Source organism: Rhodococcus sp. NPDC058521 (assembly GCF_042719695.1).
Lineage (GTDB): Bacteria > Actinomycetota > Actinomycetes > Mycobacteriales > Mycobacteriaceae > Rhodococcus_F.
Genome location: NZ_JBHXNL010000009.1, coordinates 49,938 through 73,514 on the forward strand (window position 1 = coordinate 49,938; position 23,577 = coordinate 73,514).

Here is a 23,577-nt window from a genome sequence, read left to right on the forward strand (position 1 = left end):
GGGACGTACCCCGACACGGTGCTCACATGATTCCGCATCGGCGGTTCGGTAACGACCAACCGTCACTCGGAAGTGGAGTCACCCAGGGTTTCGATGACCACGTCGGCGACCGCTTTCATGCTCGATCGGCGGTCCATGGCGGCGCGCTGGATCCACCGGAACGCTTCCGGCTCCGTCAAGTTCTGAGATTTCATCAGCACGCCCTTGGCCCGTTCGATGACCTTGCGGGCCTCGAGGCGACCGGACAGGTCGGCCACTTCCTTCTCGAGTGCAGAGATCTCCTTGAACCGACTGGCGGCGAGTTCGACCGCCGGAATCAGATCCGTGATCGAGAACGGCTTCACGAGATAGGCCATTGCGCCGGCGTCGCGCGCACGCTCGACGAGTTCGCGCTGACTGAATGCAGTGAGAATGACCACCGGCGCGATGCGCTTCGCCGCGATCTCCGAGGCCGCATCGATGCCGTCACGACGAGGCATCTTCACGTCCATGATGACGAAGTCCGGTTTCAATTCGACCGCCAGATCGACCGCAACCTGGCCGTCACCGGCTTCCCCGACGACGTCGTAGCCTTCTTCGCGGAGCATTTCCACCAGGTCGAGACGAATGAGCGCTTCGTCCTCCGCCACGACGACCCTTCTCGGGCGCGGTGCGCCCTCGTCCGGGTGGCGCGGTGCGCCCTCGTGCGGCTCAGGAGCCCTCATGACCACCACTCTCGTCGATACCACCACCCCGAAAGCCCGGGGTGAACGCTTAGAGGGTACCGGTGGTTGACTGCCCGGAGCGATCTTCTAGAGTAGGACACCGCTGGACGCCCTCGTATCCCAATTGGCAGAGGAAACGGATTCAAAACCCGTACAGTGTGAGTTCGAGTCTCACCGAGGGCACTCAAAACACCGGGAAATCACCTGGTTTCGATGATCCTCCACCTAACGCGTTGGGGAGAAGTCATGCCGACTGCAAACGACATGAAGCACTTGCACCGATGCGTGGAGCTTGCACGTGCCGCCCTGGAATCGGGTGACGAACCGTTCGGTTCGGTCCTCGCCTCCGCAGAGGGCAAAGTATTGGCAGAGGATCGCAATCGCATTGCGGCAGGCGACAACACACAGCATCCCGAGTTCGCATTGGCCCGCTGGGCAGCGAACAATACCGAGCATCGTGCACCCAGTTGTCGGACTGGCTGAAGGAATGGGGCGTCCCCGACGCACCCGTTCGACCTCTTCCGATCAACGACATCGCCCCGAACATTCCATTGGAGGGTCCGGTGGAAGAACTCGTAGATTCGGTCCGCGAGCTGCACCGAAGAGCCCATACCCGCCCCTGAATTCACACCGCGCCGCCACCGCAGAAACCAGTACCATTGGTGCACGACGCGGGGAATCGCATTCGGGACTCGAGCACGGAGGTCCGCAATGGACAACGGCACCGTCACATTCACCTACGACGGCCGTGTGGCCCTCCGTTTCCAGCAGGCCCTCTCACACCCGCCCGAGAAAGTGTGGGCCGTCATCACGGAGCCGCAGTACCTGCAAGAGTGGTTCCCCGCCGAGGTCCGTTTCGATGTCGAGCCCGGCAGCGAGCTGACCTTCCACGTCACTCCCGAACAGGTTCGTCGATACGGACTGCCGCCCGACCACACCTCCACCGGAACCATGATCACGTTCCGACGCGGACACATTCTCGAGTACCTGTGGGACGCCGAGACCCTCCACTGGGAGATCGTCCCGGACGGGCAGGGCGGGTCGTGGTTGACCCTCACCCACACCGTCGAGGAGGAGGAGTCCGCGTACGCGCACGCCCCCGGTTGGCACGCCGGACTCGAGGTCGTCGCCGCACAACTCGAGGGCAGAGCGATCGATTGGTCTCCGTGGGACAGAGCCGAGGAACTCGCGTCGTCCTACCGCAAGAACGCCTGAACGATCAGGACCGCTTCGGGAAGTGCCGAATCAGCCCTTCTTGAACCACGGTTGCGAGCAACTGACCCTCGAGCGAGAAGAATCGCCCCGTCGCCAATCCGCGTGACCCCGCGGCAACCGGCGATTCCGTCGCATACAGCGCCCACTCGTCGTACCTGAACGGGCGGTGGAACCAGATGGAATGATTGACCGTCGCCGCCACGATTCGGTCGAGACCCCACGACAACCCGTGCGTGGTGATGATCGAATCGAGGACCGTGGTATCAGAGGAGTAGGCCAGAGCAGCGACGTGCATCAGCGGGTCGTCCGGCAGATCACCGTCCGCCTTCATCCACACGCGATTGTGGTTGAGCTTCTCGCCCGTGCCCTTCAGGATCCACGCAGGATCGTTGGCGTAGCGCATGTCGATCGGCTTGAGCGCATCGACGAACATTTGCAGGCGGTCCTCGTATCCGAGCAGGTGATCACCGATCGGTGGCAGGGTATCCGGGAACGGCACATCGGGGACCTCGACCGCGTGCTCGAGTCCCTTCCCCCAGTCCTGGAAGGCCGCGAGCATCACGAACAATTCCTGTCCGTCCTGCAACGCGGTGACCTGACGGTTGGCGAAAGCGCGTCCGTCCCGATGCCGGTCGACGCGGTACGCGATCGGTTTCTTGACGTCGCCACCGCGAATGAAGTGAGCGTTGAGCGCGTGCACCGGCCGCCCTGCACCCACGGTTCGCCCCGCCGCGACAAGTCCTTGTGACACGAGTTGACCACCGAAGGTCCTGCTACCCACCTGAGCCGGATGGTGTCCGACGAATACGTCTTCGCCGGTCTCCTCGAGATCCAGAAGGCCGAGCAGGGTCTCGAGATCGGTCTTCGCTGCAGTGTCGCTCACCTAGTGGTCCTCTTCGCCGATGCGGTGCACGTGAATCAGGTTGGTCGAACCCACGGTGCCGGGCGGAGACCCGGCAACGATGACGACGAGGTCACCCTTGTTGTAACGGCCGAGACCCAACAGAGCGTGATCGACCTGCCGCACCATCGCGTCGGTACTCGACACGGGGTCGACCAGGAACGTCTCGGTGCCCCAGGTCATGGACAACTGGCTGCGCACCTCGGGCAGCGGGGTGAATGCGAGGAGCGGGAGCGGAGTGTGCAGACGAGCAAGGCGCCGCACCGTGTCACCCGACTGGGTGAACGCAACGAGAGCCTTCGCATCCAGGCGCTCGCCGATATCGCGCGCCGCGTACGAGATGACGCCACGTTTGGTCCGCGGCACGTGAGTGAGCGGCGGGACCCTTGTCGTGTCCCCTTCCACGGCCTCTACGATCCGTGCCATCGTACGAACGGTCTCCATGACGTACTTGCCGACCGACGTCTCGCCGGAAAGCATGACGGCATCCGCACCGTCCAGGACGGCGTTCGCAACGTCGGAAGCCTCGGCCCTGGTCGGCCGAGAGTTTTCGATCATCGACTCCAGCATTTGCGTCGCCACGATCACCGGCTTCGCGTTCTCACGCGCGATCTGGATTGCACGCTTCTGAACGAGCGGAACCTCCTCGAGCGGCAACTCCACACCGAGATCCCCGCGGGCGACCATCACCGCGTCGAATGCCAGCACGATCGCCTCGAGGTTGTCGATGGCCTCCGGCTTCTCGAGTTTCGCGATGACCGGGATCTTGCGTCCGACCTTCTCCATCACCTCGTGGACCAGTTCGATGTCCGCGGGCGAACGCACGAAAGACAACGCAATGAAGTCGACACCCAGGTTCAAGGCGAACTCGAGATCGGCGATGTCCTTCTCCGACAGAGCCGGAACCGACACGTCCATACCGGGAAGAGACACGCCCTTGTTGTTGCTGACGGGTCCGCCCTCGGTGACACGGCACACGACATCGTTGCCATCGACCTCCACGACGGCCAGCCCGACCTTGCCGTCGTCGACGAGGAGACGGTCACCGGGCTTCGCGTCCTGGGCCAACTGCTTGTAGGTGGTCGACACCCGGTCGTGAGTGCCCTCGCACTCGTCGACCGTGATCCGCACGAGTTCACCGTTGGCCCAAGTGGTTCGGCCTTCTGCGAACCGGCCGAGACGAATCTTGGGTCCCTGCAGATCGGCAAGGATGCCTACCGCGTGACCGGTGTCATTCGAGGCGTCGCGAACCCGGTGGTAGTTCTCTTCGTGGTCGGCGTGCTCGCCGTGCGAGAAGTTGAGCCGGGCGACGTTCATTCCACTCTCGACGAGTTCGCGAATGCGGTCGCCGGTGGCGGTTGCAGGTCCAAGAGTGCATACGATCTTCGTCCGTCGGTTCACGCGGACGAGCCTAGTCCCCCGTGACTGTCATCTCCATTCGCCCGAACGGCGCGCCCGGCCACACTCGAGCGACCCGTCAGTAGACGGGTCAGTTGTCACGAAGCGGGCGGCCGTCCTTGTCCTTCACGCTTCCTGTCAGCATCAAGATCGCGTCGATGAGCGGCCAGATGGCGCCGAGTCCACACGTCAGCCAGGTGGCCGCAATCTGTCCGACCGCGATACCCGGCTGGTTGAGATAGAAACGACCTGCACCGAAGCCACCCAGGAACAGCTCGAGGAGTCCGGCCGTCAGCTTGGACTTGTCGGAATACGGTTCCCCGGTCAGCGGGTGACGCCCGAACGGAGCCATCGCATCCCCGTAACCGCCCAGTGCCGGCGCGTAACCGGGCTGGCCGTAGGGGTACTGGCCCGGCGGTGGAAATCCCGGTGCGGGTTGTCCGTACTGCTGTTGTCCGTACTGCTGTTGTCCGTACTGCTGTTGTCCGTACTGCTGCTGGCCGTATTGCTCTTGCCCGAAGGACTGCTGTCCCAGCGTGGGATCCGGGGCACCGTATACGGGTCCTCCTCCGGAGGCTTCGGTCTCGCCCGGTGACGGATACGCATCCTCGGGAGACGGGTAGGTGGGGGTGTTTCCCCAGCCCGGACCGTTACCGACCCCCGAGTAGGTGTCCCAGCCGGGACCGCTGCCCGTCGGAGTCGAGTCGGATGCACCCGGAGTCTGCGACAGGGATGCCTCGGCTGTCGCGTCGTAATCGAACGGCGAACCGAAGTCGGGGCGGTGCGCTTCTGTCGAACTGTCGCCCGGTACCGAAGTACCCGAGTCGCCCTGTCCTGCAGAGTGACCGGATTCGGGCTTCTTGTCCGATCCGTCCGACGGGTTCTGGGGCTCGGTCATCAGGGCTCATCCTTCTCATCGTGAATTTTCGTTGACGGCGCTTTCACCGAGCTCCCCGCGTTCTTTCCCTGCGCGGTATCGGCATCACCCGAGACGTTCACGGTCTCGTCCTCAGGCTTCTCTGTCACTGCCGACTTCTTCTCGTCGCCACCTTCGTTGTCCGCGGCGCCGTCCGTGCGGTACTTCTCCTTCGGCTGCAATTCGGCCGGGGTTTCTCGTCCCCTGGTCGCGAAGATCACGTACGCGACCGCGCAGAGAAAGACGAGCGCAGAGGTGAACGAGTTGACGCGGATTCCGGCGATCGTGCTTGCGTGATCGCTGCGCATCAGTTCCACGACGAATCGACCCGCGCAATAACCGGCGACGTACAGAGCGAACAGGCGTCCGTGGCCGATTTCGAATCGCCGATCGACTGCGACGAGAAGGAGCACCACGAGGACGTTCCATACCGCCTCGTAGAGGAAGGTGGGATGTACGACGAAAGCGACGGTGCCATTTGACACCCCATCGATCAGTGCCGGGTCGACCTGGCCCGCATCGTTGGTGCGCTCGAAGATCTCGAGTCCCCACGGCACATCCGTCTCACGCCCGTACAACTCCTGGTTGAAGTAGTTGCCGATACGACCGATGGCTTGAGCAGCAAGGATTCCCGGTGCGATGGCATCGCCCAATGCGGGCAGCGGGATGCCGCGCCTACGGCAGCCGATCCAAGCGCCTACGGCGCCCAATGCCACAGCACCCCAGATCCCGAGGCCGCCCTCCCACACCTTGAGAGCATCGAGAGGCTGGCGGCCCTCACCGAAGTACGTGGGCCAATCCGTCATGACGTGATACAGACGGCCGCCGATCAACCCGAACGGGACGGCCCACACGGCGATGTCGAGGACCGTGCCCTTCTGGCCGCCGCGCGCCACCCATCGCCTGTCACCCCACACGATCGCCACGATGATTCCGGCGATGATGAACAGGGCGTACGCGCGGAGCGCTACCGGTCCCAGATACCACACGCCCTGCGGCGGGCTGGGGATATAGGCCAGAACGTCCATGGTCACGACGCCACGGTAGCCGAGCGAACACCTTCGGCGAGTTCGGACGTGAGCGTTCGAACCGCGTCCAAGCCCTCTTCCGCCGCAGTGACCAGCGCGGAACCGACGATGACCGCGTCGGCGTAGGACGCGATCTCCGCTGCCTGCGCACCCGACCGAACGCCGAGCCCAACGCCCACCGGGATATCCGAATGAGTCCTGATTCTGGCCGTGAGATCCGGCGCCATCGAGGACACCGCGTCACGGGCACCCGTCACACCCATCGTCGACGCCGCGTACACGAAGCCACTGCTCGCCTCGAGTGTCATCGCGAGTCGCTCCTCGGTCGACGACGGCGCGACGAGGAAGATCCGGTCGAGATGGTGGTCCTCGGATGCCGTCATCCACTCACCGGCTTCCTCGGGGATGAGGTTCGGTGTGATCAGTCCGAGACCGCCGGCATTTGCCATGTCCCGGGCGAACCGGTCCACCCCGTACTGCAGCACGGGGTTCCAGTACGTCATCACCACGGCATTGCCACCTCGCGAGGCGATCTGCTCGATGACGGTGAACACGTCACGAACGCGCACTCCGTTGTTCAAGGCGGTGTCTGCTGCCTTCTGGATCGTGGGTCCGTCCATCACGGGATCGGAATAGGCGATTCCGACCTCCACGATGTCGCAGCCCGCATCCACCATGGCGCCGAACGTGTCGATCGAATCCGCTACGGTCGGGTAACCGGCGGGCAGATAACCGACGAGTGCGGCCCGCTTCTCTTCACGGCACTGTGCGAACGTCGGGGCGAGGCGCGAGAGTCGTTCGCTCACTTGGCCGAACCTTCCTTGTCGGTGGTGTTGGAGTCGTCGAACAGCCCGAACCACTTCGCGGCCGTGTCCATGTCCTTGTCTCCTCGACCGGACAGGCTCACGACGATGATCGCGCCTTCGCCGAGTTCGCGACCGAGCCGCAGAGCGCCGGCAACGGCATGTGCCGATTCGATTGCCGGAATGATGCCTTCACGCTCGGACAGCAACCGAAGGGCATCCATCGCCTCGGTATCGGTGACCGGTTCGTACGTCGCACGACCCACGTCCTTGAGCAGCGCGTGCTCAGGCCCAACTCCCGGGTAGTCGAGGCCTGCCGAGATCGAATGCGATTCGATCGTCTGTCCGTCTTCGTCCTGCAGTAGGTACGAGTACGCACCCTGGAAGGCGCCGGGAGTGCCGGCCGCGAAGGTGGCCGCATGCCGACCGGTTTCGACGCCGTCGCCCGCAGCCTCGTAGCCCACCAGCCGAACCGAGGAATCGTCGAGGAACGCGTGGAAGATTCCGATCGCATTGGAGCCGCCGCCGACACATGCGGTGACCGCATCGGGCAGCCGACCTGTCAGATCCTGGACCTGCTCGCGTGCTTCGAGTCCGATGACACGTTGGAAGTCACGCACGATGGTCGGGAACGGGTGCGGTCCCGCAGCGGTCCCGAAACAGTAATAGGTGTTGTGGGCGTTGGTGACCCAGTCACGCAGCGCCTCGTTGATCGCGTCCTTGAGGGTGCGCGATCCGGATTCGACAGGAATGACGGTGGACCCGAGCAACCTCATCCGCGCGACGTTGAGGGCCTGCCGTTCGGTGTCGACCGCGCCCATGTAGATCACGCATTCGAGGCCGAGCAATGCGCAGGCGGTGGCGGTGGCGACACCGTGCTGTCCGGCGCCGGTCTCCGCGATGATTCGCGTCTTGCCCATCTGCTTGGCGAGCAGCACCTGCCCGAGCACGTTGTTGATCTTGTGTGACCCGGTGTGATTGAGGTCCTCTCGCTTGAGAATCAGCCGCGCACCACCGGCGAACTCCGCCATCCGGGTGGCTTCGAAGATCGGGGACGGACGCCCCGTGTAGTCACGCTGCAGGCGGTCGAGTTCACCGAGGAACGACCGGTCCGAACGCGCCTTCTCGTAAGCGGCCGTGACCTCCTCGATCACCGCCATGAGAGCTTCGGGCACATGCCTACCGCCGTAGACGCCGAAGTGGCCACCGTTGTCCGGATCGTGTGTGGTGCGCTCGACGATCCCCACACTCGCCTTCGGGAGATCGCCACCCTTGTACGTCGTGCCGGAAACGGAGCCGTCGTTGCGTGAAGTCACATCTCCAGTCTGCCCCAACACTGCTCCCCCTCGCCGCTCGGGTCAGCCGAGCGGTCGACCAACTATCTCGACGGCTTCGGGCACGACGGGTGCGCACCGGCATTGACCAGATCGGCGACAGCCTTGCGCGGATCCCCGCTGGTCACAAGCCCTTCACCAACCAGGACCGCATCTGCGCCCGCTCCCGCGTATGCCAGCAGATCTGCCGTACCGCGCACGCCGGACTCGGCGATCTTGATGACTTCGGTCGGCAATCCGGGTGCGATTTCCCCGAAGGTGTCCTTGTCGACCTCGAGCGTCTTGAGGTTGCGTGCGTTGACACCGATTACCTTCGCGCCTGCTTCGAGCGCCCGATTCGCTTCCACCTCGGTGTGGACCTCGACCAGGGCGGTCATTCCGAGGGATTCGGTCCGGTCGATCAACGAGGCGAGAGCGTCCTGCTCGAGCGCCGCAACGATCAACAGGATGACGTCCGCGCCGTGGGCACGTGCCTCGTGGATCTGGTAGGGCCCGACGATGAAATCCTTGCGCAGAATCGGAATGTTCACGGCACGACGGACGGCGTCCAGGTCGGCGAGCGAACCGCGGAAACGCCGCTCCTCGGTGAGCACGCTGATGACCCGCGCACCCCCGGCCTCGTAGGCGGCCGCGAGCGCGGCCGGGTCGCCGATTTCCGCAAGCGGACCCTTCGACGGACTTGCCCGCTTCACCTCGGCGACGACACCGATTCCCGGTTCGAGAAGCGCTGCAGCAGCATCGAGCGCGGGCGGTGCGGCGGCAGCAGCAGCCTTCACCGCAGCGAAGTCGAGCGTCGCTTCGCGGGCGGCGACGTCTGCGCGCACCCCGTCGAGAATCGAGTCGAGAACGGTCATCGTGGCCCGAGTCCTTTCTGGGCAGAAACCCGATGTGAGGAACATCATCGAGGACTTGTACAGACTAGTGGGCGTCGGTGCCGGGCCTTCGGCCGGGTGTGGTCTACGTCCTACGTCCGCGTGTCCGGATTGTCGGTCGGGTCGTCCCCCGCGTCGAGCGCATCCCACATCACCCGTTGCGACTGCGGTTCGTCACCAGACTCGTTACCGCGCTGTGCCGCTGCGCGCCTGGCGGCCGGTGCGTCGTACTTGGCGGACAGTCCTGCGTCCTCCCGCGGTCTGCGCAGCAATGTGACAGCCGCGACCAGTGCCGCGACTACACCGATCGCCGTGAGTGCCGCGGGACCGAACGAAGCGTGCACGTCGCGGACGTCGGCGCGGCCGGGCAGCTCGGCCAGCTGGGCACTGCGCTCGTCCGAAGCGCCGGAAACGATCAGCTGCACGACAGGGACGGCCGCCGCGACACCGACGAGCGCAACCAACACGCCCAGCACCCGCAGCACCCACCCCTTGACGGCGAAGGACGCGGCGATGGCCGCGACCAGGGTCAGCGCGAGGGGCGTCAGGGCAGCCGCCCAGGTGCCGCCGTCGAGGTCCACGGTGCGGTCCTCACCGAGACCGTCAGAGGACACGAAGGACACCCACACCATCCGGGACGACGCCCACAACGCGAGCGCTGCGAGCGCCAGGCAGGCGACGGCGATCACGGAACTGCGCCTCGTCCCGCTCATGGTGTGCCGCCCTTCCACGTGCGCACCGTGCCCGCCGCAGCTATGGCGGCCAGGACGGCCATCGCCTTGTTCTTCGCTTCCGTGTCCTCCGCCTCCGGTACGGAGTCGGCGACCACGCCGGCTCCGGCCTGGACGTATCCGATCCCGTCCTTGATGACAGCGGTACGGATCGCGATGGCAGTGTCCGCGTCGCCCGCGAAGTCGAGGTAGCCGACGATTCCCCCGTACACGCCCCGGCGGGTCGGCTCGAGTTCCTCGATGAGCTGCATCGCCCGCACCTTGGGTGCGCCGGACAGGGTGCCGGCCGGGAAACACGCCGTGACCGCGTCCAGCGCGTGTTTGCCGTCCGCGAGATTGCCCGTGACGGTGGAGACGAGGTGCATCACGTGGCTGTACCGCTCGATGTGCCGGTAGTCGTGCACCTTGACAGTTCCGGGCACGCACACTCGCCCCAGATCGTTTCGCCCGAGGTCGACCAGCATCAGATGCTCGGCGTTCTCCTTCTCGTCCGCCAGCAGATCCTTCTCGAGAAGGACGTCCTCCTCTTCGCTGGATCCGCGCCAGCGCGTGCCGGCGATCGGATGTGTGGTCGCGACACCTTCGTTGACCTTCACGAGGGATTCCGGACTCGACCCCACGATCGAGAAGGACGTCTCGTCGTTCTCTCCCGGTACGTGCACGAGGTACATGTACGGGCTGGGGTTGGACGCCCGCAGCATCCGGTAGACATCCATCGGGTCGGCGTCGCAGTCGATCTCGAATCGTTGTGACAGCACGACCTGGAACGCTTCGCCCGCTTCGATGTCCCCGACCAGTTTGCGCACGTCCCGGCAATAGCCCTCCGAGGTACGTTGCCGTCGGTAATCGGGGGCCGACTTCGAGAATGTCGACACCGTCGACGCCGCGGGCGACCCGAGCGCCGCGGTCATCGTGTCCAGACGGGCGACGGCGTCGTCGTATGCCTCGTCGACCCGTTCGTCGGAGCCGTCCCAGTTCACGGCGTTGGCGATGAGGGTGATCGCACCCTCGTGGTGATCGACCGCTGCGAGATCGGTGGCGAGCAGCATCACCATCTCGGGAATCTCGAGGTCGTCCTCGGCGTGATCACCCAACCGTTCGAGCCTGCGTACCGCGTCGTAGCCGAGGAAACCGACCATGCCGCCGGTGAGCGGAGGCAGGTCCGGCAGCCGTTCCGACCGCAGCAACTCCAATGTCTGCCCCAGCGCTGCGACCGGGTCACCGCCGGCGGGAGCTCCGGCGGGCACGTTCCCGTACCAGGCCGCCTCGCCGTCGCGGACGGTCAGAGCCGCCGGGCTGACCACGCCGATGAACGACCAACGCGACCAGGACCGGCCGTTCTCGGCCGACTCGAGCAGAAATGTGCCGGGACGGTTGGCCGCCAGCTTCGCGTACGCCGACAGTGGGGTCTCCGCATCCGCCAACACCTTTCGTGTGACGGGGACCACGCGGTGTTCGGCGGCGAGGAGCCGGAACTGCTCGCGGGAGGTCGTCGAATCGGCACCGGAACCGTTGGCGGACACGTGGGAGGTCGTCGCGGGAATTGTTGTGGGCTCGCCGTGCATGCCCACCATCATCCCAGGCTCACCCGCGGCCGCGACGCGCCCGGTACCGTCGCGGGCATGAAACCAGGTCTACAGGCACCGAATTTCACACTCGAGGACCAGGACGGAATGTCTCGCACGCTGTCCGATCTCGTGTCGACGGGGCCCTTGGTTCTCTTCTTCTACCCGGCGGCCTCGTCCCCGGTGTGCACGGCCGAAGCGTGCCATTTCCGCGACCTCGCGGGAGAGTTCGCCGCAGTCGGAGCGGGCCGCGCAGGCATCAGCAACGATGCGGTGGACAAGCAGTCCGTCTTCGCCACGGCAAAGGGATTCGACTACCCACTGCTGTCCGACCCGGACGGCGCGGTGGCCCAGCAGTTCGGGGTGAAGCGTGGCCTCCTCGGCAAGATTGCTCCCGTCAAACGATCAACCTTCGTCATCGATACGGACCGCACAGTGCTCGACGTGATCTCGTCCGAGTTCAGCGCGAACGCCCACGCGGATCGAGCTCTCGAGTTTCTGCGCAACCGACCCTGACTTGGCCGTCAGGACAGTTGGAGGGACCGCTTGGACAACCCCATCCAGAACCAGTCGATCACCTGCTCGGGAATCTGTGCGGGATCGCTCGAAGCTCCCAGCGCGACGAACAGGGGCGCGAAGTGTTCGATGGTCGGGTGGGCATAGGGCATGCCCGGCGCGGCTGATCTGAAGTCGATGAGCGAATCGACGTCACCAGCGGCGAGACGCTCACCGGCCCACTCGTCGAATTCGGACGACCACCCGGGCGGCGTCGCACGCGGCGACGGGTCGGTGAGGAACGGGAGTCCGTGGGTGGTGAAACCGGATCCGATGATCAGCACACCCGAGTCACGAAGAGTCCGCAGACGCCGACCCAACCGCAGCAACCGCTCGGGATCGAGTGTCGGTAGCGACACCTGCAGGACAGGAATATCCGCTTCCGGGTACATGACGGTGAGCGGAACGTAGGCGCCGTGGTCCAGGCGACGGCGCGGCGCGGAACCCACCACCTCGTCGTCCGGCATCAGCGCTGCCACTTCTCGTGCCAGGTCGGGGGCGACCGGCGAGTCGTATTCCGTTCGGTAGAACCGCTCGGGGAAACCTCCGAAGTCGTAGGTCAGTGGCGTACCCGGGACCGTGGACCCGATGATCAACGGTGCAGATTCCCAATGTGCCGACACCACGAGAATCGCCTTCGGACGCGGCAGCACAGACGACCACGCCTTCAGCTCGGACACCCACTGCTCGTCGTCCACCAGCGGGGGTGCTCCGTGGCTGAGAAACAGTGTGGGTATCGACGACGACATCACGCCCTCCTTCGAATTGGAGTTGAAGCTTCAACTAGCGATAGAGTCAACGCGACGGATCAGGTAAATGTTCCCCACGATCGAAGGGACGACACGATGAGTGAGCGCAGAGAAGCCACACCGTCCGAACCGCGGTGGCTCGACTCCCGCCAGCAGGAGGCGTGGCTGTCACTCGTCTCCCTGGTCACCCGACTACCCGCTGCACTGGACACCCAACTGCAACGCGATTCGCAGCTCACGCACTTCGAATACTTCGTGCTTGCCGCACTGTCCGAGACCCCCGAACGGCGACTCCGACTGTCTACACTCGCCCAACGTGCGAACGCCTCGCTGTCGCGCCTCTCGCACGTGGTGACCAAGATGGAGCGCAGCGGTTTGGTACGCCGCGAGAAGGCCGCGGCCGGGCGCGGGTCGGACGCAGTCCTCACCGACAGTGGGATGGACACCATCGTCGCTGCCGCACCGGCACACGTCGAGTCCGTTCGGACCATGATCTTCGACGGGCTCGACCCGAAACAGGTCGGTCAGCTCTCCCACCTCGCCGGCGCCATGCTCGACCAACTCGACAAGGCGATCGCCGGCGGCACCGGGAAGGCCTGAGAAGTCACCCGAGTGGCGTGCCGCCCACTCCCCAACTGTCACGGGGTACTTCCGTGATCGTGACCCAGACGGCGGACGGATTCTTGCCGGTGGCCTCTGCGTAGGCGGCGGTCACCGCCTCGATGGTGGCTCGCTTCTGTTCACTGGTTAGCCCCGGAGTCTGACTGATCTGAATCAACGGCATGACCGATACTCTGTCACCCCAACTGCCGGATCCGCGGTGGCGTCCTCCTGACAGACCATCAGAGTCCCCCTGTCGGCCGATTCGCGGAAGGGCCACAACCGCAACGATGCGGCTATGCGGACGGCCAACTCGAGACCTCTTCTCGTGCCCATCGGTGGTGCGCTCCTCTTGGCGGCGCCGATTCTGTTCGTCGGCATCCAACTCCTCGTCGGATCGGCGTGGTCGAGTCCGTACAGCTGGGCCAACAACAACATCAGCGACCTAGGCAACGTCACCTGCGGAGCGTTCGGAGACCCGCCACGTCATGTCTGTTCGCCGCAACACAGTTGGATGAACTGGGCCTTCCTTCTGACCGCACTGCTCTTGGCAGTCGGATTGGGAGCAACGTGGAGTCGATGGGGCCGGAGAGGCGCCGCCACGACGGTCCACATCCTGGTTCTGCTGTGCGCTGCCGGATATGCACTCGCCGACGCATACCCGGCAGACGCCGCCGAGAACCTCCATGTTCTCGGCGCGATACTGATCATGGGCCCGGGAAACCTGGCACTCGACGCCGGACTGGGAACGGGCGGAACCGAGCGCTTGGCGGCATTCGCACTGCTCGTCTGGGTCGGCTCGATCGGCTCCCTGTTCCTCACCCGCCGCGAAACGTTCGTATCTCCCCCGGGCGCTACTCCGCCGCGAGTAGCACGTCCTCGTCGAAGCAGGTGTCCGCACCGGTGTGGCACGCGGCACCCTCCTGATCGACGACGAGCAGCACCGCATCACCGTCGCAGTCCAACCGGACCTCGTGGACGTACTGCGTGTGCCCCGACGTCTCGCCCTTGACCCAATACTTCTGCCGAGACCGCGAAAAGTATGTGCCCTTTCGGGTTTCGAGTGTGCGAGCCAATGCCTCGTCGTCCATCCAGGCAACCATCAGGACCCGACCGGTCGAGCGGTCCTGCGCAACCGCAGTGAAGAGTCCGGCATCGTTTCGCTTCAGTCTGGCCGCAATCTTCGGATCGATACTCATCTGACCGTGATCCCTTCTTCACGCATCGATGCCTTGACCTCGCCGATCGTCATGTCACCGAAGTGGAAGACACTCGCGGCGAGCACCGCATCGGCGCCGGCCTCGACGGCAGGTGCGAAGTGGCCGACCACACCCGCTCCCCCGCTGGCGATCACCGGAACGTGCACCGCACCCCGGACAGCCTTGATCATCGCCAGATCGAAGCCGGCCTTCGTGCCGTCGGCGTCCATCGAGTTCAGAAGAATCTCTCCCACACCGAGTTCGGCGCCACGTACCGCCCATTCGACAGCGTCGATACCCGTGCCGCGCTTGCCACCGTGTGTTGTGACCTCCCAGCCGGAAGGTGTCGGCTCGCCACCCTCTGGCACCGTGCGTGCGTCGACCGAGAGAACGATGCACTGCGATCCGAATCGTTGGCTGAGCTCGCGCAGCAGTTCAGGGCGTGCGATGGCAGCCGTGTTGACGCTGACCTTGTCGGCTCCCGCACGCAGTAATCGATCCACGTCCTCGACAGTGCGGACGCCACCGCCGACGGTCAGCGGAATGAACACCTGCTCGGCCGTCCGGCTCACCACCTCGAGCATGGTGCCTCGATCGGACGTGGATGCGGTCACATCTAGGAAAGTGAGCTCGTCGGCACCCTGGGCGTCGTAGATGGCGGCAAGTTCGACGGGATCACCGGCATCGCGGAGATTCTCGAAATTCACACCCTTCACGACCCGACCTGCGTCGACGTCGAGACACGGGATCACCCGAACTGCCAAAGTCATGTCGTACGCCCTCCTCAAGGCCGAGTTCGTGGATCACCCAGCGATCCCAGAATGTCGAGAATCTCTTCGTGTACGCCGGGCGCTGCGGCAAGAACCGAACCGGAATCCACCGTCCACGGCTCGCCGGCGAGGTCGGTGACGACGCCACCCGCCGCCCGGACCAGCGCCACTCCTGCTGCGTTGTCCCATGCATTGTGCCCGAACACCACTGCACCGCCCAGAATTCCAGCCGCGGTGAAAGCGAGATCGACGCCCGTCGAGCCGTGCATTCGAATGCGGGAGGAGAACCGGCTGAGTTCGGTCAACACCTCGAGTCGGTAGCGACCCGGAATGCGCCCACGACTGTCCACGTTGAGCGCGCCGAGCCCCACGATCGAGGCCGCCAGAGTAGTCCTCGTCAACCGCGGAACCGGTCGCCCGCTCTCGAGAAGCGGCCCACCTTCGAGTGCGGCGTAGCGACGACCCACGAGTGGCAACCACGTCAGCCCGATCACGGGAACACCGTCGTCCAAGAGCGCAAGAAGCGTGCCGGCAGTGGGAAGTCCGGCTGAATAGTTGAACGTGCCGTCGATCGGGTCGAGCACCCACACCGTGCCCTCGGCCACGTCGGGTCCACCGAATTCCTCACCGTGAACGGGGATTCCGGTGCGTTCGAGCAGCTCGACGGCGAGGCGTTTCTCGAGCTCGAGGTCGACTGCGGTGGCGAAATCGTCCGCGCCCTTGTGCACGGCACTCGGTGCCCCGACCCCTGCCACGAATCGCTCGTGGACACCGTCGAGCAGCTCACTCGCCGTGGCGAGCAGTTCTCGCGGATCGCGGGCCAGGCTCACTGTCTCAACCTCGATTCGACACCGCGGTCAGAGCGTCGGGCAGCGTGAATCGGCCGGCGTACAAAGCCTTGCCGATGATTGCCCCCTCGACACCGCGATCCACCAGTCCCGAAATCGCGACGAGGTCGTCGATCGCCGAAATGCCACCCGAAGCCACGACCGGCGCATCCGTCGCATCGCACATCTGCGCAAGCAGCTCGAGGTTCGGTCCGGTCAGAGTGCCGTCCTTGGTCACGTCGGTGACAACGTAACGGGCACAACCGTCGCGGTCGAGCCGAGCAACCGTCTCCCACAGGTCGCCGCCCTCGGTGACCCATCCGCGACCACGCAACTGATAGCTGCCCTCCACGAGTCGAACGTCCAGTCCGACGGCGATCTTCTCACCGTGCTTCGCGATGGCGGACGCGCACCACTCGGGATTCTCGATCGCAGCGGTTCCGAGATTGACTCGGCCACAGCCGGTGGCAAGCGCAGCCTCGAGCGAATCGTCGTCACGGATTCCGCCGGAAAGCTCGACGTTCACGTCGAGTTCACCGATCACCTCGGCGAGAAGTTCACGATTGGATCCACGGCCGAACGCCGCATCCAGGTCGACGATGTGCACCCACTCCGCACCGTCGTTCTGCCACGCCAGAGCGGCGTCGCGAGGAGATCCGTAACCGGTCTCGCTTCCAGCCTCCCCCTGAACGAGGCGAACAGCTTCACCGTTGACGACATCCACAGCAGGCAAAAGGACCAGGCTCACTGCGCCAACCCTAGTCGGTCAGGCGTCGGAACCGGGCTTCGGGTCACCGTCGTCGCCGTACGCACGGCGGGTCATCCACTTGGACACGAAACCCATTGCCGCCACCGCACCGAGGAGACCGACGCCCGCGATGGCCAGCGACACACCTGCACTCGGTTGCAGCACCGCGATCAGCGTCGTGGCGACGACGAGCACGGCCACCGCTGCCCCGAGCGAGTAGACGGCGAGCCTCCCGATGGACAAGTCGTCCGAATCGTCGCTCACAAGCTCTTCACCCAGTTCTCGAGCAACGCAGCACCCGCATCACCGGACTTCTCCGGGTGGAACTGGGTCGCCGAGAGCGCTCCGTTCTCGACCGCTGCCAGGAACCTGCCGCCGTGCTCGGCCCAGGTGAGCGCTGGTGGCTTTATTCGCTCCGGTGTCGGCAACTCCCACTTCTGCGCGGCGTAGGAGTGCACGAAGTAGAAGCGCGTGTCCGCGTCGATGCCCGCGAAGAGGGTGCTGTCGGCGGGCGCCTCGACCGTGTTCCAACCCATGTGGGGCAGCACATCGGCCGGCAACTGATCGACCGTCCCGGGCCACTCCCCGCACCCTTCGGCCTCGACGCCGAACTCGACACCCTTCTCGAAGAGAATCTGCATTCCGACGCAGATGCCGAGCACCGGCCTGCCACCCGCAAGGCGCCGTCCGATGATGCGCTCACCCCGTACCGACTTCAGACCCTCCATGCACGCGGAGAAGGCTCCGACACCGGGCACGACGAGACCATCCGCATCGAGTGCGGTCTGAATGTCGGAGGTGACCTCGACCTGCGCACCGGTACGGGCCAGCGCCCTCGTGGCGGAGTGCAGGTTGCCGGAACCGTAGTCGAGCACGGCGATCGTGGAAGCGCTCATGCCGACAACCTTATCCGGCGCGATCGACACGTGCGCCGACCACCGTTGCGGTCGCGGCGACTGCGGTCACCACAACCGCAGCCACTCCGAACACCCACACGTAACCGGCCACCGCCGCAGTGATCCCCAGAGTGAGTGCTCCGATTCCGGTGCCGGCGTCGAATCCGATGTTCCACCCGGCGCTGGCCGCACCGAACCTCGCGGGACCCGAGGCCGTGAAGATCATGACGAGCGACTCGTTCTGCACCGCACCGAAACCGAACCCGAACCCGACAGCACCGACGACGAGAAGCCACGACGGCGCATGGATCGCCACGGCAACCGAGAAGCACGCCAGGCCGAAGACGGCCGACGCCATGGCCGGAACGAGCACCCGTCCGGGTCCGAGTCGGTCGGCAGCAGTTCCCGCCGTGTACCGACCGACCAGAGTCGCCGCACTGACGACGGCGAGCACCCCACCGGCGAGCGCCGCCCGATCCGATATCGCGATCGGCAGCAGACTGGACAGACCGCCGAACGCCGCCGCCACCACTGCAATCGCCAACCAAGGCACCAGGATCATCGTGATCGGGAGACGTCCCGCTTCGCCCGTCCGAGGATGCGGCCGAATGTTCGGCAACCGACTGATGGCCGCCACGGCGACCATCGGCACGAGTGCGCCCAGCACGAACACCGGAACTTCCGACAGACGCTGGTAGACGGCGAGCCCGGCGGGCAACCCGATCACCTGCGCCGCGGATATGGCGATCCCCTGTGCACCGGTTGCCCGTCCCAATGCGCTCCTGGGCACCAGTTCGGCCACGAGAGCGCTTCCGGCAACGGTGAGCATGCCGAATCCCGAGCCCCGCACCGCCGATACCGCGAGAACCGGGACCGCGTCCGTCGAAAGCAACAGCACGAGCGACGGCGGCCCGAGCAGCACACACCCCAAGGCCAGTACCACCCGGTGTCCCCACCGGCGGAGCATCGACGGAACCATGAGCTGAGTCACGACGGTCGCCGCCATGAAGATGCCCGTCACACTTCCGGCGAGAGCATCCGAACCTCCTGCCGCCGAGACGACCAACGGAACGACAGGCAAGAGCAGTGCCCAGCCCCCGAACGCGGCGCCGCCCATCGCCATCGCGGTGAGCAGACCGGGGGTTCGAAGCAGGCTCTGCGTATGTGAAGAATCTGCCTGCGCGGCCATCACCTCACCCCGATCACTACATCAACCTGAGAATCCCTGCCACAGCCGCAAGCACGGCAATCGCCAACAGCACGCCGGATGCGAGCTTGTTGATCTTCCACATCGAATACGACCCGCCGACCGCAATACCGGCAACGATGAACAGCACATAGACCCAGAGCGCACTCATCCGATCACAAGCTGCCCTTGGTCGAAGGCACACCGGATACGCGCGGGTCCGGTTCGACCGCCTCGCGCAGCGCCCGGGCGACCGCCTTGAACTCGGCCTCGGTGATGTGGTGTGGATCGCGTCCGTAGAGAACCCGAACGTGCAGTGCGATACGCGCATTCAGGGCGATCGACTCGAAGATGTGCCGATTGATCACCGTCGCGTACGGGACACCGGGATATCCACCGATCACCGAGTGGACCAGGTGATCGGGCTCGCCGGTGTGAACGCAGTACGGCCGACCGGACACATCGACGGAGGCGTGGGCGAGGGTCTCGTCCATCGGAACGAAGGAGTCACCGAAACGACGAATGCCTTTCTTGTCTCCCAGCGCTTGGCCGAGGGCCTGACCGAACACGATCGACGTGTCCTCCACAGTGTGGTGAGCGTCGATCTCGACGTCGCCCTTCGCCTGTGCCGACAGATCGAAGCTGGCGTGCGAACCGAGGGCATTCAACATGTGATCGAAGAACGGGACTCCGGTCGACACGTCGACGCGGCCCGTCCCGTCGAGGTTCAACTCGACGACAATGCTGGATTCCTTGGTGGTCCGTTCGACCCTGGCGATCCGATCGGTCATCCGTGCTCTCCTGCCTTGGCGAGTTCGGTCGCAGCGATCTCGTCGCTCGCTGCGATGAAGGCGTCGTTCTCGGCCGGTAGGCCGATCGTGGTGCGAAGATACCCTGCAATGCCCACGTCCCGGATGAGAACTCCGCGGTCCAGATATGCCTGCCACGCGGCTGCACTGTCCGCGAACTCTCCGAACAGGACGAAATTCGAGTCACTCGGAATCACCCTGAACCCCGTGTCCGCGAGAGCCTTCGACACCCTGACGCGTTCCGCCGCAAGTGCGTGAACACTCGCAAGCGTCTCGTCCGCGTGCCGCAACGCTGCACGCGCCGCCGCCTGAGTGACGACCGAAAGGTGGTACGGCAGACGGACCAACAATAGCGCCTCCACGAATGCCGGTGCCGCAGCAAGGTATCCGAGTCTGCCTCCGGCAAACGCGAAGGCTTTCGACATGGTCCGGGAAACGACCAACTTCGTCGCGAACTCGTCGATGAGGCCGATCGCGCTCGGTGCGTCCGAGAACTCGGCGTATGCCTCGTCGACCACCACGATTCCGGGTGCAGCCTCGAGCACACGCCGCAATTCTGCGAGGCCGATGCTGTGTCCGGTCGGATTGTTGGGACTCGTCACGAAAACCACGTCCGGGCGACGCTCGCGAATCGCATCGACCGCGACGTCCACGTCGAGGGCGAAGTCGTCGCGCCGATACACCGGGAGCCACTCGGTATCGGTGCCGTCGGAGATGATCGGGTGCATCGAGTACGAGGGCATGAATCCCATCGCGGACCGGCCGGGGCCGGCGAACGCTTGCAGAAGCTGCTGAAGAACCTCGTTGGAACCGTTGGCGGCCCATACGTTGTCCACCGTCACGGGAACCCCGGTCTGGCGGGTCAGGTACGTCGCCAGATCGGTCCGCAACGCGACGGCGTCTCGGTCCGGATAGCGGTGCAGCTCCCGTGCCGCCGCACGAACCGACTCGGCGACATCGTCGACCAGCGCCTTCGTCGGCGCATGCGGGTTCTCGTTGGTGTTCAGCTGTACGGGCACCGACAGTTGCGGCGCACCGTATGCCGACTTGCCACGAAGATTCTCGCGGATCGGCAGGTCACCGACCCCGATCGACGATCCGGGTGCGGTCATCGCGCACCATCCCCACGAAGAGACTCGAAACGCAACCGAACCGCCTCGCCGTGGGCGGGCAGATCCTCGGCGTTCGCCAGCGCGACGACGTGGCAGGAGACCTCCTTCAAAGCAGACTCCGAGTAGTCGACCACGTGGATTCCGCGCAGGAACGTCTGCACGCTGAGACCCGAGGAGTGACGAGCACATCCCGCGGTCGGCAGCACGTGATTCGAACCCGCGCAGTAGTCACCCAGGCTGACCGGCGCCCATGGACCGACGAAGACGGCGCCCGCACTGGTGACCTTCGCCGCCACTGCGGACGCGTCCGCGGTCTGGATCTCCAGGTGCTCGGCGGCGTAGGCGTTGACCACACGCAGTCCGGCTTCGATGTCGGACACCAGAACAGTGCCCGACTGCGATCCGGACAATGCCGTGGTGACGCGCTCGCGGTGCTTCGTCGTTTCCAACTGAGCGCTCAGCGCAGCGTCCACCGCATCGGCCAACTCGGGGCTCGTGGTGACGAGCACGCTCGCCGCCATCACGTCGTGTTCGGCCTGACTGATCATGTCCGCGGCCACGTGCACGGCATCTGCAGTGCTGTCCGCGAGAATTGCGATCTCGGTGGGGCCGGCCTCCGCGTCGATTCCCACGAGGCCACGGCACAACCGCTTCGCGGCTGTCACGTAGATGTTGCCGGGGCCCGTGATGAGGTCGACGGGAGCCAGTTCGGCGCCGTCGGTATCAGAGCCGCCGTAGGTCAGCAGGGCGACCGCCTGTCCCCCACCGACTGCCCACACCTCGTCGACGCCGAGGAGTGCTGCCGCGGCGAGAATTGTGGGGTGCGGCAATCCGCCGAATGCAGCCTGCGGCGGCGAGGCAACCACGAGCGAACCGACACCGGCCGCCTGGGCGGGCACCACGTTCATGACGACACTCGAGGGATACACGGCGTTCCCGCCCGGGACGTACAGCCCGACCCGATCGACAGGAACCCACCGCTCGGTGACGACACCACCGGGGACCACCTCGGTGGTGGTGTCGGTTCGCCGTTGGTCCGCGTGGACCTTGCGGGTGCGCTCGATCGCCACCTCGAGTGCCGCGCGAACCCCCGGGTCGAGTTCGCCGAGCGCCCGATCGAGTTCGGCACGAGGAACCCGCACCTGCTGTGGACGTACACCGTCGAACTTCTCGCTGAGTTCGAGTGCCGCCTCGACGCCGCGATCGCGGACGTCGTCGACCACCGGGCGAACCTGATGCAGAACCGCATCCACATCCACTCCACCTCGGGGCAGCGCGGCGCGAAGTTCGGCCGTGGATGGGGTACGACCGCGAAGGTCGGTGCGGGCAAGCATCTTGGGTCCTTCCTGAAAATGTGCGACTCGAAGACCGGGTGCCCCGACATGAAGGTCACGGCCGGAACACATCCCTCTGTCCTCGATTATCCAGCACCGACGCGACTTCGGTCCCACCGGTGCATCCGGGCGCAGTGCACGACCCCGTTTCCGGGCACTGGCGCCGCTCCTGCGCCACTGGACGACAGCCTTCACATAGCAGACCGCGAACCCGGTTTGCGAACCTGAAAATAGCCTTGGAACTGGCCATATACCGGGTTCACACCCTTGTCACGGCACGCTCGACGGAGGAACGTGGAGAGTACTCGGAGCACGGGAGATCACGAACCCCGAACGGTTACCGGCACGTTCCCGCACTCATCTGCACGATCGAAACCTGGAGGAATCATGCTTGGACTGGCGATCGGACTGGGAGGCGCTGCCGTCGGCATCGGCCTCGGGTTATTGGGCGCCGGAGCGGGAGTTCTGCTCAGTGACGCCACGATCAAATACGACATCGAAGAACTCACCGAGTAGGCCACGTGGTGCCACGCACCGACGACGCCCGGGAGCCGCGAAGAACACGAATGAGCGCCGGCGTCCGACACCCGGTCGCCTGGATTCACTCGCACGTGACCAGGCGGCGGGGTGTCTCGTCGTCCGAGCCAGTTCCGGGTGGCGCGAACGAAGTTCTGGAAAGGCTCGCCGGACTCCCCATCAGCACCTGGACATACGGGTTCGATCACGATTCGGTTCGCCACCTCGGCCCGACCGCCCAGGATTTTGCCCGCACCTTCGGCCTGGGCGACGACCCGCGCCACATCGCAGCAGTCGATGCCAACGGCGTGTGCATGGCCAGCATTCAGGCGCTCCACCGGCGACTGACCCTGATCGAGAGCGAAATGGCACGCCGGGACCAGGAGGAAACGGGCGAGCGTTAGATGTCGGCCCGCTGGGCTAGCGTGCGCCCATGACGAACACACATCACACCCTGAACTACATCGAGATTCCCGTGGACGACATGGAGAGCGCCCGCGCGTTCTATCGCGATGCGTTCGGATGGACGTTCAACGACTACGGCCCGGAGTACTCCGGAATCCGGGCAGCCGACGGAGACGGCGAAGTGGGTGGGCTGTCCGGAGTCGGCGGGACACCTCGTGCGGGAGGCGTCCTGGTACTCCTGTACTCCGACGACCTCGATGCGAGCGTCGCCGGAGTCGATTCTGCGGGCGGCCGAATCCTGCAGGCGCCGTACACTTTCCCCGGAGGGCGGCGTTTTCGTTTCACCGATCCCAGCGGCAACGAACTCGGTGTCTGGGCAACCAGCTGACAGACGCGCTACACGT

General features: G+C 65.1%; 29 protein-coding genes, 1 tRNA gene and 1 pseudogene. 8 read left to right on the top strand and 23 right to left on the bottom strand.

The features are described 5' to 3' along the window. Nucleotides 1–62: 62 nt before the first annotated feature. Nucleotides 63–704 (bottom strand): ANTAR domain-containing response regulator, encoded by a 642-nt coding sequence (locus tag ACFWO3_RS15065; RefSeq protein ID WP_378578940.1) that lies wholly within the window; start codon nucleotides 702–704, stop codon nucleotides 63–65. 109 nt (nucleotides 705–813) lie between these two features. On the opposite strand from ACFWO3_RS15065, the gene ACFWO3_RS15070 reads away from it, so the two are divergent. The 3 genes and pseudogenes from ACFWO3_RS15070 to ACFWO3_RS15080 all read left to right on the top strand — a co-directional run bounded on the left by ACFWO3_RS15070 (nucleotide 814) and on the right by ACFWO3_RS15080 (nucleotide 1,919). Further along, nucleotides 814–887: transfer RNA gene (locus ACFWO3_RS15070), tRNA-Leu, on the top strand. Nucleotides 888–950: 63 nt separating this feature from the next. After that, nucleotides 951–1,327 (top strand): annotated as a pseudogene (locus ACFWO3_RS15075) (nucleoside deaminase). A gap of 88 nt (nucleotides 1,328–1,415) precedes the next feature. Continuing rightward, nucleotides 1,416–1,919 (top strand): SRPBCC domain-containing protein, encoded by a 504-nt coding sequence (locus ACFWO3_RS15080; RefSeq protein WP_378578944.1) that lies wholly within the window; start codon nucleotides 1,416–1,418, stop codon nucleotides 1,917–1,919. Nucleotides 1,920–1,923: 4 nt separating this feature from the next. Here the strand turns inward: ACFWO3_RS15080 and ACFWO3_RS15085 are convergent, their stop codons facing one another. The 9 genes from ACFWO3_RS15085 to ACFWO3_RS15125 all read right to left on the bottom strand — a co-directional run bounded on the left by ACFWO3_RS15085 (nucleotide 1,924) and on the right by ACFWO3_RS15125 (nucleotide 11,467). Continuing rightward, nucleotides 1,924–2,802 (bottom strand): acyl-CoA thioesterase, encoded by an 879-nt coding sequence (locus tag ACFWO3_RS15085; RefSeq protein WP_378578947.1) that lies wholly within the window; start codon nucleotides 2,800–2,802, stop codon nucleotides 1,924–1,926. Beyond that, nucleotides 2,803–4,221, bottom strand: coding sequence for a pyruvate kinase (gene pyk, locus ACFWO3_RS15090; protein WP_378578991.1), 1,419 nt, complete (start codon nucleotides 4,219–4,221; stop codon nucleotides 2,803–2,805). Between the two features lie 88 nt (nucleotides 4,222–4,309). After that, nucleotides 4,310–5,116: an NINE protein gene (locus ACFWO3_RS15095; protein WP_378578994.1), complete on the bottom strand. Its 807-nt coding sequence runs from the start codon at nucleotides 5,114–5,116 to the stop codon at nucleotides 4,310–4,312. Then, nucleotides 5,116–6,162, bottom strand: a complete 1,047-nt coding sequence (lgt, locus tag ACFWO3_RS15100; protein ID WP_378579253.1) for a prolipoprotein diacylglyceryl transferase — start codon at nucleotides 6,160–6,162, stop codon at nucleotides 5,116–5,118. Before lgt ends, ACFWO3_RS15095 begins: the two co-directional genes overlap by 1 nt. A 2-nt stretch (nucleotides 6,163–6,164) precedes the next feature. Beyond that, nucleotides 6,165–6,968, bottom strand: coding sequence for a tryptophan synthase subunit alpha (trpA, locus tag ACFWO3_RS15105; protein ID WP_378578996.1), 804 nt, complete (start codon nucleotides 6,966–6,968; stop codon nucleotides 6,165–6,167). Continuing rightward, nucleotides 6,965–8,281, bottom strand: coding sequence for a tryptophan synthase subunit beta (gene trpB, locus ACFWO3_RS15110; RefSeq protein ID WP_378578998.1), 1,317 nt, complete (start codon nucleotides 8,279–8,281; stop codon nucleotides 6,965–6,967). The genes trpA and trpB overlap by 4 nt, the downstream gene beginning before the upstream one ends. Nucleotides 8,282–8,343: 62 nt before the next feature. Continuing rightward, complete coding sequence (gene trpC / locus ACFWO3_RS15115; protein ID WP_378579000.1) at nucleotides 8,344–9,153, bottom strand: indole-3-glycerol phosphate synthase TrpC; 810 nt, start codon at nucleotides 9,151–9,153, stop codon at nucleotides 8,344–8,346. Between the two features lie 110 nt (nucleotides 9,154–9,263). Then, a complete protein-coding gene (locus ACFWO3_RS15120; protein WP_378579002.1) occupies nucleotides 9,264–9,884 on the bottom strand; it encodes a TIGR02234 family membrane protein in 621 nt (206 codons plus the stop codon). Next, nucleotides 9,881–11,467, bottom strand: a complete 1,587-nt coding sequence (locus ACFWO3_RS15125; RefSeq protein WP_378579004.1) for an anthranilate synthase component I — start codon at nucleotides 11,465–11,467, stop codon at nucleotides 9,881–9,883. The genes ACFWO3_RS15120 and ACFWO3_RS15125 overlap by 4 nt, the downstream gene beginning before the upstream one ends. 57 nt (nucleotides 11,468–11,524) lie before the next feature. Here ACFWO3_RS15125 and ACFWO3_RS15130 point away from each other — a divergent pair, with 57 nt between their 5' ends. Then, complete coding sequence (locus ACFWO3_RS15130) at nucleotides 11,525–11,983, top strand: peroxiredoxin (protein ID WP_378579007.1); 459 nt, start codon at nucleotides 11,525–11,527, stop codon at nucleotides 11,981–11,983. An 8-nt stretch (nucleotides 11,984–11,991) separates the two neighbouring features. Here ACFWO3_RS15130 and ACFWO3_RS15135 read toward each other — a convergent pair whose 3' ends face one another. Continuing rightward, entirely contained in the window at nucleotides 11,992–12,771 is a 780-nt protein-coding gene (locus tag ACFWO3_RS15135; protein ID WP_378579010.1) for a dioxygenase, read from the bottom strand. Between the two features lie 96 nt (nucleotides 12,772–12,867). Here ACFWO3_RS15135 and ACFWO3_RS15140 point away from each other — a divergent pair, with 96 nt between their 5' ends. Beyond that, nucleotides 12,868–13,371, top strand: a complete 504-nt coding sequence (locus tag ACFWO3_RS15140; protein WP_378579013.1) for a MarR family winged helix-turn-helix transcriptional regulator — start codon at nucleotides 12,868–12,870, stop codon at nucleotides 13,369–13,371. Between the two features lie 4 nt (nucleotides 13,372–13,375). On the opposite strand, the gene ACFWO3_RS15145 is transcribed toward ACFWO3_RS15140, so the two are convergent. The 12 genes from ACFWO3_RS15145 to hisD form a co-directional block, all read right to left on the bottom strand. Continuing rightward, nucleotides 13,376–13,555 carry a 4-oxalocrotonate tautomerase family protein gene (locus tag ACFWO3_RS15145; protein ID WP_378579014.1) on the bottom strand — a complete coding sequence of 60 codons (180 nt, stop codon included), beginning with the start codon at nucleotides 13,553–13,555 and terminating at the stop codon, nucleotides 13,376–13,378. Nucleotides 13,556–14,225: 670 nt separating this feature from the next. Then, complete coding sequence (gene hisI, locus ACFWO3_RS15150; RefSeq protein ID WP_378579016.1) at nucleotides 14,226–14,570, bottom strand: phosphoribosyl-AMP cyclohydrolase; 345 nt, start codon at nucleotides 14,568–14,570, stop codon at nucleotides 14,226–14,228. After that, a complete protein-coding gene (gene hisF / locus ACFWO3_RS15155; protein ID WP_378579019.1) occupies nucleotides 14,567–15,340 on the bottom strand; it encodes an imidazole glycerol phosphate synthase subunit HisF in 774 nt (257 codons plus the stop codon). The genes hisI and hisF overlap by 4 nt, the downstream gene beginning before the upstream one ends. Nucleotides 15,341–15,354: 14 nt before the next feature. Beyond that, a complete protein-coding gene (locus ACFWO3_RS15160; RefSeq protein WP_378579021.1) occupies nucleotides 15,355–16,170 on the bottom strand; it encodes an inositol monophosphatase family protein in 816 nt (271 codons plus the stop codon). Nucleotides 16,171–16,174: 4 nt separating this feature from the next. Then, the gene (priA, locus tag ACFWO3_RS15165; RefSeq protein WP_378579023.1) at nucleotides 16,175–16,915 is read right to left on the bottom strand and encodes a bifunctional 1-(5-phosphoribosyl)-5-((5-phosphoribosylamino)methylideneamino)imidazole-4-carboxamide isomerase/phosphoribosylanthranilate isomerase PriA; all 741 of its coding nucleotides are present in this window, start codon (nucleotides 16,913–16,915) and stop codon (nucleotides 16,175–16,177) included. An 18-nt stretch (nucleotides 16,916–16,933) separates the two neighbouring features. After that, nucleotides 16,934–17,179 carry a hypothetical protein gene (locus ACFWO3_RS15170; RefSeq protein ID WP_378579025.1) on the bottom strand — a complete coding sequence of 82 codons (246 nt, stop codon included), beginning with the start codon at nucleotides 17,177–17,179 and terminating at the stop codon, nucleotides 16,934–16,936. Next, entirely contained in the window at nucleotides 17,176–17,811 is a 636-nt protein-coding gene (gene hisH, locus ACFWO3_RS15175; protein WP_378579027.1) for an imidazole glycerol phosphate synthase subunit HisH, read from the bottom strand. The genes ACFWO3_RS15170 and hisH overlap by 4 nt, the downstream gene beginning before the upstream one ends. 10 nt (nucleotides 17,812–17,821) lie before the next feature. Then, nucleotides 17,822–19,000 (bottom strand): MFS transporter, encoded by a 1,179-nt coding sequence (locus ACFWO3_RS15180; protein ID WP_378579029.1) that lies wholly within the window; start codon nucleotides 18,998–19,000, stop codon nucleotides 17,822–17,824. Nucleotides 19,001–19,016: 16 nt separating this feature from the next. Further along, a complete protein-coding gene (locus ACFWO3_RS15185; RefSeq protein WP_378579031.1) occupies nucleotides 19,017–19,169 on the bottom strand; it encodes a hypothetical protein in 153 nt (50 codons plus the stop codon). Between the two features lie 4 nt (nucleotides 19,170–19,173). Further along, nucleotides 19,174–19,788: an imidazoleglycerol-phosphate dehydratase HisB gene (gene hisB, locus ACFWO3_RS15190; RefSeq protein ID WP_378579034.1), complete on the bottom strand. Its 615-nt coding sequence runs from the start codon at nucleotides 19,786–19,788 to the stop codon at nucleotides 19,174–19,176. Further along, entirely contained in the window at nucleotides 19,785–20,918 is a 1,134-nt protein-coding gene (locus tag ACFWO3_RS15195; RefSeq protein WP_378579036.1) for a histidinol-phosphate transaminase, read from the bottom strand. Before ACFWO3_RS15195 ends, hisB begins: the two co-directional genes overlap by 4 nt. Further along, the gene (gene hisD, locus ACFWO3_RS15200; protein WP_378579038.1) at nucleotides 20,915–22,252 is read right to left on the bottom strand and encodes a histidinol dehydrogenase; all 1,338 of its coding nucleotides are present in this window, start codon (nucleotides 22,250–22,252) and stop codon (nucleotides 20,915–20,917) included. The genes ACFWO3_RS15195 and hisD overlap by 4 nt, the downstream gene beginning before the upstream one ends. A gap of 387 nt (nucleotides 22,253–22,639) precedes the next feature. Here hisD and ACFWO3_RS15205 point away from each other — a divergent pair, with 387 nt between their 5' ends. Genes ACFWO3_RS15205 through ACFWO3_RS15215 form a run of 3 tightly spaced genes read left to right on the top strand, consistent with a single transcriptional unit; the run spans nucleotide 22,640 to nucleotide 23,561 of the window. Then, nucleotides 22,640–22,768, top strand: a complete 129-nt coding sequence (locus ACFWO3_RS15205) for a hypothetical protein (RefSeq protein WP_378579042.1) — start codon at nucleotides 22,640–22,642, stop codon at nucleotides 22,766–22,768. Between the two features lie 50 nt (nucleotides 22,769–22,818). Beyond that, nucleotides 22,819–23,172, top strand: a complete 354-nt coding sequence (locus ACFWO3_RS15210) for a tail fiber domain-containing protein (RefSeq protein WP_378579044.1) — start codon at nucleotides 22,819–22,821, stop codon at nucleotides 23,170–23,172. Between the two features lie 29 nt (nucleotides 23,173–23,201). Further along, a complete protein-coding gene (locus ACFWO3_RS15215; RefSeq protein ID WP_378579046.1) occupies nucleotides 23,202–23,561 on the top strand; it encodes a VOC family protein in 360 nt (119 codons plus the stop codon). Nucleotides 23,562–23,577: the final 16 nt, after the last annotated feature.